General features: G+C 45.4%; 13 protein-coding genes. 5 read left to right on the top strand and 8 right to left on the bottom strand.

Going from position 1 to position 14,772, the window contains the following annotated elements:
• Nucleotides 1–311: 311 nt before the first annotated feature.
• On the bottom strand, nt 312–1,106 hold the full coding sequence (locus AB6F11_RS02725; protein ID WP_050645084.1) for an ABC transporter permease: 795 nt from the start codon (nt 1,104–1,106) through the stop codon (nt 312–314).
• 437 nt (nt 1,107–1,543) lie between these two features.
• Between AB6F11_RS02725 and torE the strand changes: the two genes are divergently transcribed.
• The 3 genes from torE to torA are packed head-to-tail and all read left to right on the top strand — an operon-like array spanning nt 1,544 to nt 5,445.
• Complete coding sequence (gene torE / locus AB6F11_RS02720) at nt 1,544–1,726, top strand: trimethylamine N-oxide reductase system protein TorE (RefSeq protein ID WP_017060298.1); 183 nt, start codon at nt 1,544–1,546, stop codon at nt 1,724–1,726.
• Nucleotides 1,727–1,776: 50 nt separating this feature from the next.
• Nucleotides 1,777–2,958 carry a pentaheme c-type cytochrome TorC gene (gene torC, locus AB6F11_RS02715; RefSeq protein ID WP_102393833.1) on the top strand — a complete coding sequence of 394 codons (1,182 nt, stop codon included), beginning with the start codon at nt 1,777–1,779 and terminating at the stop codon, nt 2,956–2,958.
• A 24-nt stretch (nt 2,959–2,982) separates the two neighbouring features.
• The gene (gene torA, locus AB6F11_RS02710; RefSeq protein ID WP_017067667.1) at nt 2,983–5,445 is read left to right on the top strand and encodes a trimethylamine-N-oxide reductase TorA; all 2,463 of its coding nucleotides are present in this window, start codon (nt 2,983–2,985) and stop codon (nt 5,443–5,445) included.
• A gap of 294 nt (nt 5,446–5,739) precedes the next feature.
• On the opposite strand, the gene AB6F11_RS02705 is transcribed toward torA, so the two are convergent.
• The gene (locus AB6F11_RS02705; protein ID WP_102393832.1) at nt 5,740–6,954 is read right to left on the bottom strand and encodes a putative manganese transporter; all 1,215 of its coding nucleotides are present in this window, start codon (nt 6,952–6,954) and stop codon (nt 5,740–5,742) included.
• A gap of 201 nt (nt 6,955–7,155) precedes the next feature.
• Here AB6F11_RS02705 and AB6F11_RS02700 point away from each other — a divergent pair, with 201 nt between their 5' ends.
• On the top strand, nt 7,156–8,061 hold the full coding sequence (locus AB6F11_RS02700) for a manganese-dependent inorganic pyrophosphatase (RefSeq protein WP_102393831.1): 906 nt from the start codon (nt 7,156–7,158) through the stop codon (nt 8,059–8,061).
• A gap of 149 nt (nt 8,062–8,210) precedes the next feature.
• A complete protein-coding gene (locus AB6F11_RS02695) occupies nt 8,211–8,600 on the top strand; it encodes a DUF2750 domain-containing protein (RefSeq protein WP_004734596.1) in 390 nt (129 codons plus the stop codon).
• 98 nt (nt 8,601–8,698) lie between these two features.
• Here the strand turns inward: AB6F11_RS02695 and AB6F11_RS02690 are convergent, their stop codons facing one another.
• The 6 genes from AB6F11_RS02690 to sapA are packed head-to-tail and all read right to left on the bottom strand — an operon-like array spanning nt 8,699 to nt 14,753.
• Nucleotides 8,699–9,478: a DUF2927 domain-containing protein gene (locus tag AB6F11_RS02690; RefSeq protein WP_029235328.1), complete on the bottom strand. Its 780-nt coding sequence runs from the start codon at nt 9,476–9,478 to the stop codon at nt 8,699–8,701.
• A gap of 36 nt (nt 9,479–9,514) precedes the next feature.
• Complete coding sequence (locus AB6F11_RS02685; protein WP_017060304.1) at nt 9,515–10,297, bottom strand: ATP-binding cassette domain-containing protein; 783 nt, start codon at nt 10,295–10,297, stop codon at nt 9,515–9,517.
• Nucleotides 10,294–11,295 (bottom strand): oligopeptide/dipeptide ABC transporter ATP-binding protein, encoded by a 1,002-nt coding sequence (locus tag AB6F11_RS02680; RefSeq protein WP_017060305.1) that lies wholly within the window; start codon nt 11,293–11,295, stop codon nt 10,294–10,296. The genes AB6F11_RS02685 and AB6F11_RS02680 overlap by 4 nt, the downstream gene beginning before the upstream one ends.
• Nucleotides 11,295–12,182 carry a putrescine export ABC transporter permease SapC gene (gene sapC / locus AB6F11_RS02675; RefSeq protein ID WP_052879883.1) on the bottom strand — a complete coding sequence of 296 codons (888 nt, stop codon included), beginning with the start codon at nt 12,180–12,182 and terminating at the stop codon, nt 11,295–11,297. Before sapC ends, AB6F11_RS02680 begins: the two co-directional genes overlap by 1 nt.
• Nucleotides 12,169–13,131, bottom strand: a complete 963-nt coding sequence (locus AB6F11_RS02670; protein ID WP_102393830.1) for an ABC transporter permease subunit — start codon at nt 13,129–13,131, stop codon at nt 12,169–12,171. Before AB6F11_RS02670 ends, sapC begins: the two co-directional genes overlap by 14 nt.
• Nucleotides 13,131–14,753, bottom strand: a complete 1,623-nt coding sequence (gene sapA, locus AB6F11_RS02665) for an ABC transporter substrate-binding protein SapA (RefSeq protein WP_102393829.1) — start codon at nt 14,751–14,753, stop codon at nt 13,131–13,133. The genes AB6F11_RS02670 and sapA overlap by 1 nt, the downstream gene beginning before the upstream one ends.
• Between the last annotated feature and the right edge of the window lie 19 nt (nt 14,754–14,772).

Genomic DNA, 14,772 nt, shown 5'->3' with positions numbered 1-14,772 from the left:
GACGAGATGAGTTAAGGCGCAGTGAAAACACTGAACTGACTTATGACATTTACAAGACGGTCTGCATTGCAGGCCGTTTTTTATTTGTGGAAAACCTACTTCTTCATCTCTCTAATGATCATCTGAGTACGCAACAGCGCTGATTACCATGTGTGTATATGTCTTTGAAATCACCCAAAGATCAAAGGCGATGATCTTCCCTTGGGTCGAAATGGACAAAAAAGGATCTATATTGATTTGGTTATCCACAGTTTCTGTGGATAACCTGTCTCAAATTCAGTGAGTAACCAGATCTAAGTGGAGCAGGGAGGCTATTTCGAAGGCTGTATTTGAGCGAGAACTCGCCCTTCTTTGGTTAAAGATGTCTTCAATGAGAGGTGAAGTGCAAGTGCTAAAGAGCAGCTCATCATCACGAAAATCGCCAGCATGATCATCAGTTGATACTTAATCGCGATCATCGGTGAAGCACCACCTAAGATCTGTCCAGTCATCATTCCCGGCAGCGTTACTAAGCCTGTGGTTGCCATAGAGGCCATGATAGGGGACATCGCTTTCTGTATTGCATTACGTACAAAAGGCGCAGCAGCATAAGTAGGAGACGCGCCTAACGCGATTGCTGCTTCATATTCTGATTTCTGTGTTTCAAAGGCACCAAACAGGTTCTGCAATGCCACGATATTACTGCTTAAGCTATTACCCAATAACATCCCTGCGATTGGGATAAGGTACTGCGCGTTAAAAACCGGTGTCGGCTTAATGATGAAAAAGCAGATGAACAAGACAATAGGTACACAAGTTACCGCAAGGCTAACGGCGACAGGAGCCAAAAGTAGGTTTCTTGGCAGTCTAGATTTTTCAACAATCGAGCTTGCACCGACGATAATCATAGTAAATAACCACAGCAAATTGACCCACAAACTATTCAAAGTGAACAAGTATTCTAGGTAAAGTCCCACCAGAAATAGCTGAATAACCATACGAATGATGCTGATAGAAGCCTCTTTGCCAAGGCCGAGTTTTAACTTGTGGTTGATGGTAATGGGTAGCAAGAGAAGTGAGCTGAAGAACAATAACTGCCACCAAGATATATCAATAACGTCTTGCATAATGTTTCCTTTTAAGTAGGTCCCCATCATATCTGAAAGTGCCAAATGATGCATTTCAGCTTCTCAGCCGTTGCTTTAAAAAATACTCAATAATTTAACAATCAAACCACAAAATATTGGTTTTTTGAGGCATTTTTGGCTACTACTTAGTAGGTAAAACGTTAAAATTGGTTACAATAAGGTTGCGCAGGTGTTGGAATTTAACATTTGTGAAATATACTTAATTCTTCACATTTGTTAATACTTTTTAATAACTTTGTTTAACTAAAAACAACTTTGGATGAGCTCAAAAAAGTATTGATTAGCAAGGGTTATAACGGGAGATTTGATTGAACCCTACTTTGAGTATGGTCTAAAATTTGTCGTTAGATACTTAAGAACTTTAGCCCCATAGAATGGGTTACTCGAAATTACTAAATACAAAATAGGCAAAATGTATGAGTGATGTTAATAAAATTGAAACTAGCGAAAAACATTCGCTGGAGTGGAAGTCTTTCCTCTTCATCGCGGTGGTTCTCTTCCCAATATTAAGTGTGGCTTTTGTAGGCGGTTACGGCTTCCTAGTTTGGGCACTGCAAGTGTTTGTATTCGGACCTCCAGGTGCTCACGGCGGCATGTAATGCCCTCTTGTAACAACATTTTTTAAAATCAATATTTAAGAGAGCTAAACATGAAATCATTTTTAGTTAAATTATGGCGCACAATGACTCGCCCAGCAGTACACATCAGTCTTGGTGTACTAACTATGGGTGGCTTTATCGCCGGTGTTATTTTCTGGGGCGGTTTTAACACAGCTCTAGAGCACACAAATACAGAAGAATTCTGTGTAAGCTGTCACACCATGCGTGACAACGTATACGTAGAACTACAAGAAACGGTTCACTGGAAAAACACTTCTGGTGTACGTGCTACTTGTCCTGACTGTCACGTTCCACATGAATGGACAGCAAAAATCGCTCGTAAGATGCAAGCTTCTAAAGAAGTATTCGCTCAAGTATTTGGTGACCTAGATACGCCTGAGAAATTCGAAGCTCGTCGTATCGAACTGGCTAAACACGAATGGGATCGCTTCTCTTCGAACAAATCTCTAGAGTGTAAAAACTGCCACAACTACGATTCAATGGATTTCGAAAACATGCGCCCAACAGCGCGTATCCAGATGAAGAACGCGGCAGAGCGTGATCAAAGCTGTGTTGACTGTCACAAAGGTATTGCTCACAACCTTCCATTAGATATGGCATCAGCGAGCGGTATTGTTGGCGAGCTAGAAAACGTAGCAAGCAGCACATCTTACGCAAATGGTTCAGACGTGATCTCTATTCGTCACCTACCAATGTACACAGATGAAACAGCTGAAGTTGAAGCGGGTCTATTAAGCCCTGCAAGTAAAGTTGCGGTTATCGACGAAAAAGGCGATATGATCAAGATTCAAATCGACGGTTGGCGTAAAGCGAAAGGCTTCGGACGTGTAATCCAAGAAGACTTCGGTATGAACATCTCAACTGCAATCTTGACGAAAGAAGTATCTCAAAGTGACGTTATCACTGTTGGTGAGAAGAAAGAAGATGAGCTTACTGGCCTTCCATGGGAAGAAGTTAACCTAGCACTTTGGATGAAGAAAGAGTCTATGGTTGATAACTTCGCTCCAATCTGGAACGCAGCGGGTCAAGCGTACCAATCTAACTGTTCAACGTGTCACTCACAGCCAGATGAAGCTCACTTCAGCGCTAACGGTTGGGTAGGCATGCTAGATGGTATGATTGCATTCGTTAACTTCGATACAGATACAGAAGCACTGGTTCTTAAGTATCTACAGAAGCACTCATCAGATTTTTCTGAAGGCCATCACTAATAAGACGTCAATTGGAGTAACACAATGGCAATTACAAGAAGAAGTTTTCTGAAAGGTGTCGCTACTACAAGTGCGGCATCGGTTATCGGTCCAAGCTTATTGGCGTCGGCATCAGCGTCTGCAGCAGAAACAGACGGTGCGTGGAAAGTCTCTGGTTCTCACTGGGGTGCATTCCGAGCTCGCGTTTACGCGGGTAAAGTACAAGAAATTAAACCTCTAGAAATCGATCAGCACCCAACAGAGATGCTGAAAGGTATTAAAGGTATTATCTACAGCCCATCACGTGTGCGTTACCCAATGGTTCGCCTAGATTGGTTGAAGAAGCATAAGTACAGCGCAGACACGCGTGGTAACAACCGCTTTATTCGTGTGACTTGGGATGAGGCACTAGACCTTGTTTACCGCGAGCTAGAGCGCGTACAGAAAGATTACGGTCCATGGGCGCTTCACACAGGTCAAACTGGTTGGAGACAAACAGGTCAGTTCCATAGCTGTACTAACCACATGCAACGTGCAATGGCACTTCACGGTTACTCTGTGAAGAAAATCGGTGACTACTCAACAGGTGCTGGTCAAACGATCATGCCTTACGTGCTAGGTTCTACTGAAGTTTACGCACAAGGTACATCTTGGGAACTTATCCTAGAAAACAGTGACAACATTGTTCTTTGGGGTAACGATCCAGTTAAAAACCTTCAAGTAGGTTGGACATGTGAGACTCACGAGTCGTTCGCATACCTAGAACAGCTGAAAGAAAAAGTTGCTAAGAAAGAGATCAACGTTGTTTCTGTTGACCCTGTTAAAAACAAAACAGGTCGTTACCTAGAAAACGAGCAAATGTACATCAACCCACAAACTGATGTGGCGTTCATGCTTGGTGTTGCTCACGTTCTTTACAACGAAGGCCTATACGACAAGAAGTTCATCGAAACTTACTGTCTAGGTTTTGAAGATTTCATCAAGTACGTTCAAGGTGAAACGAAAGACAGAGTTGAGAAGACGCCAGAATGGGCTTCTGCTATCTGTGGCGCAAGCGCGGACTCTATTCGTGACTTCGCTAAGATGCTGGTTAACGGTCGTACGCAGATCCTTGTGGGTTGGAGTATCCAACGTCAAGAGCACGGTGAACAGCCTTACTGGATGTGTGCAGTTATCGCAGCAATGGTTGGCCAAATTGGTCTTCCGGGCGGTGGTATCTCTTACGGTCACCACTACTCTGGTATCGGTGTATCTTCAACTGGCTTCGCTGCTCCGGGTTCATTCCCGCTGAACATCGACAAAGGTCAATCGCCTAAGCACACTAACACTGATTACAACGGTTACAGCCGCGTAATCCCTGTTGCTCGTTGGGTAGATAGCCTGTTAGAGCCAGGTAAGAAGATCAAAGCAAACGGCGCAACAGTGACACTGCCTGACATCAAGATGATGGTATTCAGTGGTAACAACCCGTGGCACCACCACCAAGATCGCAACAAGATGCGTAAAGCATTCAAGAGCCTACAAACTGTAGTGGCTGTTGATTTCGCTTGGACTGCAACTTGTCGTCACTCTGATATTGTTCTTCCAGCTTGTACTCAGTGGGAACGTAACGATATCGATGGTTACGGCGCGTACTCTGGCCGTGGTTTGATCGCAATGCACAAGCTAGTGGATCCTCTGTTCCAGTCTAAGACTGACTTCGAGATCATGTCTAGCCTAACTAAGCGTTGGGGTCGTTACGACGATTACACGCGTGGTATGGACGAAATGCAGTGGGTTAAATCTCTGTACGACGAATGTCGCGCATCAAACGAAGGTAGCTTCGAAATGCCTGAGTTTGCTGAGTTCTGGGAGAAAGGTTTCCTAGACTTCGGCAAAGGTAAGCCATGGACTCGTCACGCTTCATTCCGTGAAGATCCAGAGATCAACGCACTAGGCACGCCTTCTGGTTTCATCGAAATCACAAGCCGTACTGTTGGCAACATGGGTTACGAGCACTGTCAAGAACACCCAATGTGGTTCGAGAAATCTGAACGTTCACACGGTGGTCCAGGCTCTGACAAGCACCCGTACTGGCTACAATCTTGTCACCCAGACAAGCGTCTTCACTCTCAGATGTGTGAATCTGAAGAGTGGCGTGCGACTTACGCGGTACAAGGCCGTGAGCCAATCTACATCAACCCAGTAGATGCTAAGAAGAAAGGCATCAAAGATGGCGATGTAGTACGTGTGTTTAACGACCGTGGTCAACTACTAGCAGGTGCTGTTCTAATGGATAGCTACGCTCCTGGTGTTGTTCGTATCGAAGAAGGTGCTTGGTACGGTCCGATCAACGAGAAAGTGGGCGCGCTAGATACATACGGCGATCCAAACACACTGACTCAAGATATCGGTACGTCTGAACTTGCTCAAGCAACGTCAGCAAACACATGTTTGGTTGATTTCGAGAAGTTCCAAGGCAAACTGCCTCCAGTAACTTCATTCGGTGGTCCAATCGAAGTTTCTTAAGTCTTGTCTTAAGAACCAAGATTAAAGCTTGAATTAAAGCCCCTGTAAGCACTCTTACAGGGGCTTTTTGTATTTTTGATATCAGTGTTGGTGTTTCTAAATAAGCATTATACAGGGCTAATAGAGGGCGTTTTTGAGACAGGCTGTAACGCGCTGTTTGAGAGAGGTGGTAGAAGCAGTGAAGCAGGAAGGGAATGTAAAAAGAACCTGTGGAAAGACTTAAGCAGGCGGAAACAAAAAGGCCGATACAAAGTACAGACCTTACAGAAGCCTATGTAGTTAACTCTGATCAAGTTAGATCTCAAACATAAACCAATAGCCATAAGCACAGATTAAAGCGGGCACACTTGAATACAAGGTTGCGACCAGTGCTGCTTTCGGTGCCATCGCAATCGCAGGGAATAGCGCATCTCCATCATTTGAAATTGCGTTACCTACCTGAGCCGAAAGTGGCAGGGCGCCTGAAAGGTATAAGCTAGTGACCAATAATTGCGGTCCACAGCCCGGTAGCAAACCCATCAACACGCCAGCCAGGGGGAGCATGATGCCCCAGCTTGAGAATAGCGTCGCAAAATCAACATTTGCTATCACAGAGCCAAATTCAAAGAAAAGAAAGGCAACCACCACCCAAGCGGTGACAAAGTTTGTATCTTGAGCGGTCTTTTGCAATGGGTGAGAGCCTATACACTTTTCGTCCTCACTCACGGCTGATTTGTAATCCTCAATTTCACGGGTTAGCCCCCACAGAAACATCGAGCTGATCAGCAAAACTGTCCCCGCCCATTCCATCGACATTTCAGGCAAAGCGAGCAGCTCGTTCACATCGACTTGAAAAGAGCCAAGTAGGGCAACGGCAGCACCCGGAATAATCAGTACAGACCACAGGTAACCTTGCAGGTTTATCGCTTTTTTAGAGACCGATTCTTTGTCTTGAGATTGAGAAGCACAGCTGCTCACCACTTCATTTTTCTCTGCTTTTTTTGGGCGTAAGAAGTCGTCTGCGTGAAACAAGTTAATGATTCGGCCTGACGCAGTACCCACGATCACGCCCATCGCCATCATGGCTAAACCTGTCTTAGGCTCGCTCGCTATGAGCAGGAACGCCGCGTCACCCATGGTTGAGACGAGCACCGCAACTACCGCACCAAATCCGAGTTTTCCCGAGATAAATTGTGTGGTTACCACTATCGCACCGCCACAGCCGGGCAACGCGCCCATGAGAGCCGCGAATACCACTTGGTTTGAACGAGATTGATGGACGAGCTTATTGAAGACGTTATCTTTGTTTATGTACAGACTTAACCAGTGGTAAATAGCCAAGGTTAAAGCAACATAACAAGACACTGCCCAAAACGCGTCTGACAAAGTAGTCACCGTCAGCTCTCGTGTAGCTGGGGCTGCAACCAAAGCTGCAAGTGAGACAGGCAAAAGCAGGCGCTTAAATGACAGTGAAAACTGAGTTGTTTTCGCAGCACTACTGCTTGGCAAAAAAGAGATTAGTCGATCCATAGGTGTTACTCAAAATTAGTGGCTTAAGATAAATATATACGAATGATAATAATTATCAATTGCATTTGTTGTTTTTTTATCTATTGTTACTATTGGCTAAACCCACGAAACATGACCAATCTAAAAAAATGAGGTAAAGTATGGCTAATAAAGAGAGGCTCTAAAGGTAGAGTCATAATTGTTAGTGTAATAGGAAGAAACATGATTTTAGTTGTTGGTCACAAAAACCCTGATAGTGACAGTATTTGTAGTGCGTTAGTTGCAACTGAGCTTCTTAAGGCTCGTGGCGAGGAAGCGACACCAATTCGACAAGGCGAGATCAACCGCGAAACTCAACACATTCTAGAAGTCGCTGGTGCTGAAAAGCCAGAGCTTCGTACTTCTGTTGCTGGTGAGAAAATCTGGCTAGTAGACTACTCAGATCTAGCACAAGCACCAGATGATGTTGCTGATGCAGAGATCGTAGGTATTGTTGATCACCACCGTCTAGGCGACGTGATGACAGTAAACCCAATGGAAGCTTGGATCTGGCCTGTTGGTTGTACAAACACTGTACTTTTCAACATGTTCAAGATTGAAGGTCACGCAATCTCTCAACAAATCGCTAAACTAATGATGTCTGCAATTCTTTCAGACACAGTTGGTTTCGCTTCTCCAACATGTACTCAAAAAGACAAAGACGCGGTTGCTGAGCTTGCTGAAATTGCTGGCGTAACTGACGTTGATGCATTCATCAAAGCGCTTCTAATCGCAAAAACAAACATCGAAGGCCTATCTGCTGCACAGCTAGTAGAAAAAGACCTTAAAGGCTACCCATTCAACGGTCGTGATGTTGTTGTTGGTCAAGTTGAACTTGCGACTCTTGAGCAAGTAGACGGCATGATCGAAGCGCTAGAAGCTGATCTTGAAGAGCGTTGTGAGAAAGACGGTCTAGCGTTCGCTGCGGTAATGCTAACAGATATCACTACTGCTCAAACTCGTCTTCTATACAAAGGTGAGTGGGCTGAGAAATTGTTTAAGCACGAGAAAGGCGGCGTATTAATGATGGAAAATACACTAAGCCGTAAGAAGCAAGGCTGGCCTTGGCTACAAGGTGAGCTTGTTTAATCAAGTCGCTTAATATTAAACGCCTGCTTATTTAGCAGGCGTTTTTCTTTGAAGTAGACTTTCTTCTTCATCGATAATGTTTGAAGTTAACAACACTCGGCATAAAATAGCTTTAAGAGCAAAGTTACTGACTAAAGTAGGAAATTAAGATGACTACACAGCTAGACGATAAAAAAATCGCTGAAATCAACAAGTATACGGGCGAGCAACGCCTGAAATACTGTGTGAAAGAAATCGTAGCAAACCGTGAAGTATGGATCTTAACCGATGAACACGGTTGTGTAATGCTGAACACAGAAGATGAAGATTGTGTTCCAGTATGGCCAAACCAAGAGTTCGCAGAATCATGGGCAACGGGTGATTGGTCTGAGTGTAAAGCTGAGTCTATTTCGTTGAACAAATGGCACAGTCGCTGGACGAACGGTCTAGAAGACGACGAACTTGCTGTTGTAGTATTCCCGAACGAGCAAGAAGAAGGCGTTATCTTGTTCCCGGATGAGTTCGACTTCGAATTGAAAAAGCAGGCAGCTAAGCGCTAGTTCTTTCGTAATACAGTAACATCGTAAGTCAGCGTTGCCTTTCTTAGGCAGCGCTATCATTCAATTATCCCATCTAAGTTACTTCCAACGTATATTCGTCAATACCCAATCAACTGATACAAAGGCGCTTGCTGTGCGGCTTTAGAAGCTTGCTGAAGCACACCTGTTTTGCTGTATCTCTTGAGTATCTTTCGAACGATAGGTTTTACTTCAGATTTTGTCATTCCAGCTTTCAATTCTGGTTCATACAGCAATTGCAGTAGCACTACGTCTAGCGGCGATAATAAGTCTTCTGGCGTGTGGTCGTTGAAAATAGAAGGGTAGGCTTTATCTGAATCATTCGGCAGGCCTAGAACTTGTGTGATCTCTTCCACGATACAGGCGACCAGCTTACCTCGCGATCTTGCCTGATCAACCGGGATTACAATCCCAGCGTATACAATCTCGCCTTTAGAATTGGTTCTATAGCCCGCCGTGCAGATGGCGCTATTTAAATGTTGAGTTGATTTGAGCTTGAGCACCGATTTCGCCTCAGATACCCACTGGCTCTGCCTTGTGTATATCCATTTAACGTTCGCTTCGGACTCTTTACTGACGATTGTTATTGGATGTTGGGTGACTTCAGATAAGTGTTTGATATGAAGCTCTGTGATCTCTTGATGCAGTTCCTCATCGCCCACTCGATGATCGATCCAAATCTTGATCGGTTGTTTCCACTTGGCGAGCGGTTTGTTGCCTTGGGAGTATTCGTGTTGAAGCGCGACGTTATAAAAGGCAGTTTCGACGAAGCTTCTATCTAGCCATGTGAGCGGTGTGCTTGTCGCGTTAAAGGACAACAGCACCAACAAGAGGGGAAGCATTGAAGCTGTTCGATACATACTTTTCCCCTCTGCTAAATGTAGCGTGATTCCAGGTTAGTGGTTCGGCGCTTTGGAGAAATGGCTCTCAACCAATCTTTGGGTGATTTGGTGAGTTGGATTGGTTAGCACTTGATCTGTTTCCCCACTCTCAACCACATTGCCTTCATGCATGACAATAATCTTGTCGGTAATGTGCTTAACAATACCGAGGTGTTGAGATACATAAACGAACGATACGCCCATCTCTTCTTGTAACTCTAAGAACAGATTGATGATTTGCGAGCGCATTGCCATGTCCAAACCATTTAAAGCTTCATCAGCAACAATGATGGATGGCTGAAGTATTAAGGCACGAGCCAAACAAACCCTTTGTTTCTGGCCTGCAGCAAGCATCTGAGGGTAGAAATACGCATGTTCCGGTAGAAGGCCTACGCGCAGTAGTGTGTCTTTCACACGACGCATACGAGCTTCTGGAGGCATGTTGGTGTTTCGCTTTAATGGACCTTCAAGAATTCGACCGATCTGAATGCGCGGGTTAAGTGACGTATTCGGATCTTGGAAGATCATTCGAATCAGCTTACAACGAGTCGAGTAGTCTTTGTGCTCTAGCTTTTCGCCATTCACGCGGATCTCGCCTGCGGTTGGCTCCACCATGCCTGCGAGCATTCTGGCTAATGTTGATTTGCCAGAACCATTCTGGCCGATAAAACCAATTGTCTGGCCTGCTTCAAGAGAAAAGCTAACTGGCTTCACCGCCTGATGAATCTTTTTACGGAAAAGACCAGAGCGAGTCGTAAAGTCTTTAGACAAATCACTGACTTCTAATAATGCACTCATGATTTCTTTTTCTTCTCCATATTCAGAGGGAAGTGACAGTTGAACTTATGGTTCTTGATACGTTTCGTATGTGGGATCTCGACACACTGCCTTTGTGCGTATGGGCAGCGAGGCCCTAATCGACAACCAATAGGAAGATGTTGCAGCGGTGGAATTGACCCCGGCAAAGACTGGAGTTTCTCCTTGTGGGGAATCCAGTCGTTAAAGTCTGGCATCGCTTTTAACAAAGCAACGGTGTACGGGTGCTTTGGTGCATCCAACAGCTTCGGTGTATCAGCGGATTCTACCGATTGACCACAGTACATCACGGTAATGCGAGTCGCCCATTGGGTAATGGTGGTTAAGTCATGGCCGATCAACACGATGGTGGTGTTATTGATCTGGTTCATACGACTCAAAAGACGCAATATTTGAGACTGTGTAATTGGGTCTAAATCGTTGGTTGGCTCGTCAGCAATCAAGACTTTTGGCTTGGCTGCGATCGCCATGGCGATCATGACTTTTTGACACTCACCATCGGTCAACTCATAAGAGTAACTGTCCATTAGGCGAGAGTGGTCTTTGATGCCGACTTTGTGTAGTAATGCGATCGCTTGCTTCTTACGCCACTTAAATCGTTGCCACCAACGACCTTCAAACGAATGGGAAGGGATCGCTTCAACGAGCTGGTTACCTACTTTTTCAGAAGGGTCAAGACACGTTGATGGCTCTTGGAAGATCATTGCGATATCGCGGGCGATCACTCGGCGTCTTTCTTTCGGCGTCAGTTGCAGTAGGTCGATATTACCAAGGCGCATTCGGTCTGCAGAAACCTTCCAGTTTTCTTTACATACTCCGACGATCGCTTTTGCAACCAAACTCTTACCTGAGCCTGATTCACCTACTAAGCCACGAATTTCCCCTTCATTGAGGGTAATACTCATTCGATCTACGGCTTTAACCATCCCTTGAGGGGTCTCAATCTCGATGGTTAGATGTCGAATATCAAGTAACGGCATTATTCGATTCCTGCATTTAGCGCTTGGCGAACACCTTCACCGACGAGGTTAATCACGATAACTGTAAACATAATAGCTAAGCCGGGTAGGGTAACTGTCCATGGCGCAAGGTAAATCAACTCGACCGAATCACCCAAGATGGAGCCCCATTCGGTACTCGGTGCTTGAGCGCCAAGCCCTAGGAAACCTAAAGCCGTGATGTCAAGAATTGCGACTGACAGTGCCAGCGTAACTTCAAGAGCGATCACGGTAAGGATGTTCGGAAGGATTGAGTTCCATAGCAGGTAAAAATCGTTCGCACCATCAAGGCGAGAAGCCAGAATATAGTCTTTTTCTACTTCAGCATGCACGGCAATGTACACCGAGCGTATAAAGCGCGGGATCAGTGCCAAGCACAAGGCGAGCAAGATATTAAACTCCCCAAAGCCAAGGAATGCCACGAAGATAATCGCCAGCAGAAGAGATGGAATCGACATAACAGTATCAAGCAGGTGGTTTAGCGTGCTTGATAGTAAACCGCGCGTCATACCAGCAAGTACGCCAATCACACAACCAATGACGGCTGCGATAAAGGTAATCACCACCGCGGCGCCGAAGGTTAACTGAGAGCCAATTATTAGGCGAGAGAGAATATCTCTGCCTAAGTCATCCGTACCCAAAAAGTATTCTACCGTTCCCGCAGGATCCCAAGAGGGCGGCGTTAATAGGTGACCGGTTTGTTCTTGTGCATCATGCGGGGCTAGCCACGGTGAAGTGACGGTGACCAGAATGATAAGCACCAAACACCACAAGCCAAACATAGCTAGATTATTGCTGCGGAAGCTGCGCCAGAAACGTTCGAACTGGGTTGGAATCTGTTCTTCTTGGTAGACGTTATTTGTTAGCATACCATTCCTTCCTTACCAGTGGATTGATCATCGCGCCCAGTAGATCGGACAGAATATTAGCGGTCAAAACTAAGGTAGCCACTACAATTACACCAGCTTGAATTGAAACGTAATCTTGATTCGATAAGGCATCCAATAACCAGCGGCCAATGCCCGGCCAGTTAAAGATAGACTCGGTAACAATAGCAAGCGTTAACATACTCGATAGCTGAACACCGACCTTAGGAATAATCGGAGGTATCGCGTTTCTTAGCACGTGCTGCGTGATGATCTCTCTAGTGGAAAGACCTTTAATTCGCGCAGCGCGGATGTAGTTTTGCGTCATTACTTCAGCCACTGACGCTCTCATCAATCGGATGACCTGAGTCGTTGGCGCCAGTGCTAAAACAAGACAAGGCAACGCCATGTGCTCGATAACACTTTGTAGTGCGTGCGCACGGTAGCGACCCTCGGCAAAAAAGGCGTCAATCATCGCGAATCCAGTCACGTGTTCAATCTCGTAAAGTAGGTCGTATCGGCCACCAACTGGGAACATTTCAAAGTGCAGTGAAAACACCATGATCATCAGCAACGCGACCCAAAATATAGGCGCAGAGTAACCGGCCATTGAGGTGAACGATATGGTGGTATCAACAAATTTACCTTGTCTCATACCAGCAATGGTGCCGAAAGGGATACCGATGATGAGTGCCAACATAAAGGCAAAGAAGCACAGCTCTAGCGTTGCAGGGAACACCAGGACCAACTCATCGATGATAGGCACACCGTGTTTGCTTAGGCCAAAGTTTAGCGTCGATAATTCAGTGATATAGCTAATCCAACCGGGCCAAAAATCTTGAATTGCCCAAGGTGAGGATTGGTCTAATCGAAGCAGGGAAAAACCTACCAAGGTCAGAATTCCTAGCGTAATAACGAATAAGTTTACACGTCTTAATGTATACCAAAACATTACTGCACCTCTCTTCTGACTTGATCAAAAGGTTGGGCATTGAAAGGACTTGCTTTAAAGCCTGTTAGCGAACGATCGTGCACGCGAAATTGCACGCCATGAGCCAAAGGAATCACAGGAACTTCTTCATTGAGAATGTTTTGGGCTTGTCGGTACAAGTTCACACGGTGCCTTTGTTGATTGATCTCTAATGCTAAGTCGAGAAGGAAATCAAAGTCTGAATTACACCACATCGAGACGTTTAACCCTGCACGCTCAGAGCTGCATGAGAGCAGCGGACGTAAGAAGTTGTCCGGGTCACCGGTATTGCCTATCCAGCCTGTAAGCAACAAGTCTGTTGAGGAAATAGAGGACAACTGTGTGCGGTCAAATCGGTCGTCGGTATAGAGTTTCAATTCAATACCAATATCGGCTAAGTTTGCTTGGATAAGTTCTGCCGTTTTTCTTGGACTTGGATTGTATGCGCGTGGCTCTAGTGGTACCCACATTGAAAGCTCTAACCCAGGTTCAACGCCAGCTTCTTTGAGAAGCGCAACCGCATAGTTTCGGTCGTAGCGAACTTGAACGCTGTCTTTTTGGTGAGCCCAAGAAGTCGGAGGAAGCAAGGTGTAGGCTTTGGTTCCTGTACCGTAATACACAGAATCAAGAATGTTCTGACGATTGATGGCTAAGTTGAGCGCTTTACGAACTCGAGAGTCACGCAGTGCAGGGTGCTCAGTATTCAGCGCGATGAAAGAGACATTAACCGCCGGAGTAGCAGAAATCTTCAACTCTTCATGAGCCTGAATAATAGGGATTTGGCTAGAAATTGGTGAGTTGAGCACGTCACACTCACTACGCAGAAGCTTGGCAAGTGTGCCTGTTCCACGTTGCGAAGTATCGAACACAACTTGGTCCATTTGTACTTCACCCTTCCAGTAGTGCTTGTTCTTTTTCAAGCGCACTAGGTCGTTGATTTGGTATTCATCCAAGTAGAAAGGGCCAGTGCCGACTGGATTGGAATCGATTCGATTTTTCTCATCCGCTGCAATGAGCTGATTGGCATACTCTTTAGAGTGAATGACCGCATAGCTGGTGGCGATGTTATTGAGAAATGAATTGTCTGGGCGACTTAATTGGAATTTCACTGTTAGGTCGTCAACCGCGGTGATATCGACAATCAGGGTCTTGAAGTCGATTCCGGCAAACCACGGGTATAGGCCGCCACCCACATAATGAAATGGGTTTGAACTATCAATGACACGTTCAAAGCTAAACACCACATCTTGTGCATTCATGCTACGAGTAGGGGTGAACCAGTCTGTCGTTTGGAACGCAACATTTGGGCGCAGTTTGAACGTGTACTCTGTACCTGATTTATCAACAGACCAACTTGTCGCCAAGTTCTGTTTTGGTCGGTACGTCATCGGATCAAGAGTGAGCAGTGTATCGAAAATTTGAGGACTCAGCGATTCTGCGGCAATGCCACTATCAACCAGCTGTGGGTTGAAGGTACTAGGATTACCTTGGCCGCAATAAATGAAGCCTTTTTCACGGATTTGCTCGTGATTCACACTCTCACCACATCCAGCGAGAAAGCTCAGCGTACAGATGCTCAGTGATAGTCTTATTAGTGCTTTCATAAAAAGAAATACTTTTCGA

The sequence above is a fragment of the Vibrio sp. 10N.247.311.14 genome (assembly GCF_041467715.1).
GTDB lineage: Bacteria > Pseudomonadota > Gammaproteobacteria > Enterobacterales > Vibrionaceae > Vibrio > Vibrio crassostreae_C.
The sequence above is the reverse complement of the archived record's forward strand: the minus strand, read 5'-3'. Positions and strand labels throughout refer to the sequence as shown.

Excerpts from the sequence above, each read along its gene's own strand:
- AB6F11_RS02670 (WP_102393830.1), bottom strand. The coding sequence starts at position 13,131 with ATGTTTTGGTATACATTAAGACGTGTAAACTTATTCGTTATTACGCTA.
- torE (WP_017060298.1), top strand. The coding sequence starts at position 1,544 with ATGAGTGATGTTAATAAAATTGAAACTAGCGAAAAACATTCGCTGGAG.
- AB6F11_RS02685 (WP_017060304.1), bottom strand. The coding sequence starts at position 10,297 with ATGAGTGCATTATTAGAAGTCAGTGATTTGTCTAAAGACTTTACGACT.
- torA (WP_017067667.1), top strand. The coding sequence starts at position 2,983 with ATGGCAATTACAAGAAGAAGTTTTCTGAAAGGTGTCGCTACTACAAGT.
- AB6F11_RS02725 (WP_050645084.1), bottom strand. The coding sequence starts at position 1,106 with ATGCAAGACGTTATTGATATATCTTGGTGGCAGTTATTGTTCTTCAGC.
- AB6F11_RS02705 (WP_102393832.1), bottom strand. The coding sequence starts at position 6,954 with ATGGATCGACTAATCTCTTTTTTGCCAAGCAGTAGTGCTGCGAAAACA.
- torC (WP_102393833.1), top strand. The coding sequence starts at position 1,777 with ATGAAATCATTTTTAGTTAAATTATGGCGCACAATGACTCGCCCAGCA.
- sapC (WP_052879883.1), bottom strand. The coding sequence starts at position 12,182 with ATGCTAACAAATAACGTCTACCAAGAAGAACAGATTCCAACCCAGTTC.
- AB6F11_RS02680 (WP_017060305.1), bottom strand. The coding sequence starts at position 11,295 with ATGCCGTTACTTGATATTCGACATCTAACCATCGAGATTGAGACCCCT.
- AB6F11_RS02690 (WP_029235328.1), bottom strand. The coding sequence starts at position 9,478 with ATGTATCGAACAGCTTCAATGCTTCCCCTCTTGTTGGTGCTGTTGTCC.
- sapA (WP_102393829.1), bottom strand. The coding sequence starts at position 14,753 with ATGAAAGCACTAATAAGACTATCACTGAGCATCTGTACGCTGAGCTTT.
- AB6F11_RS02695 (WP_004734596.1), top strand. The coding sequence starts at position 8,211 with ATGACTACACAGCTAGACGATAAAAAAATCGCTGAAATCAACAAGTAT.
- AB6F11_RS02700 (WP_102393831.1), top strand. The coding sequence starts at position 7,156 with ATGATTTTAGTTGTTGGTCACAAAAACCCTGATAGTGACAGTATTTGT.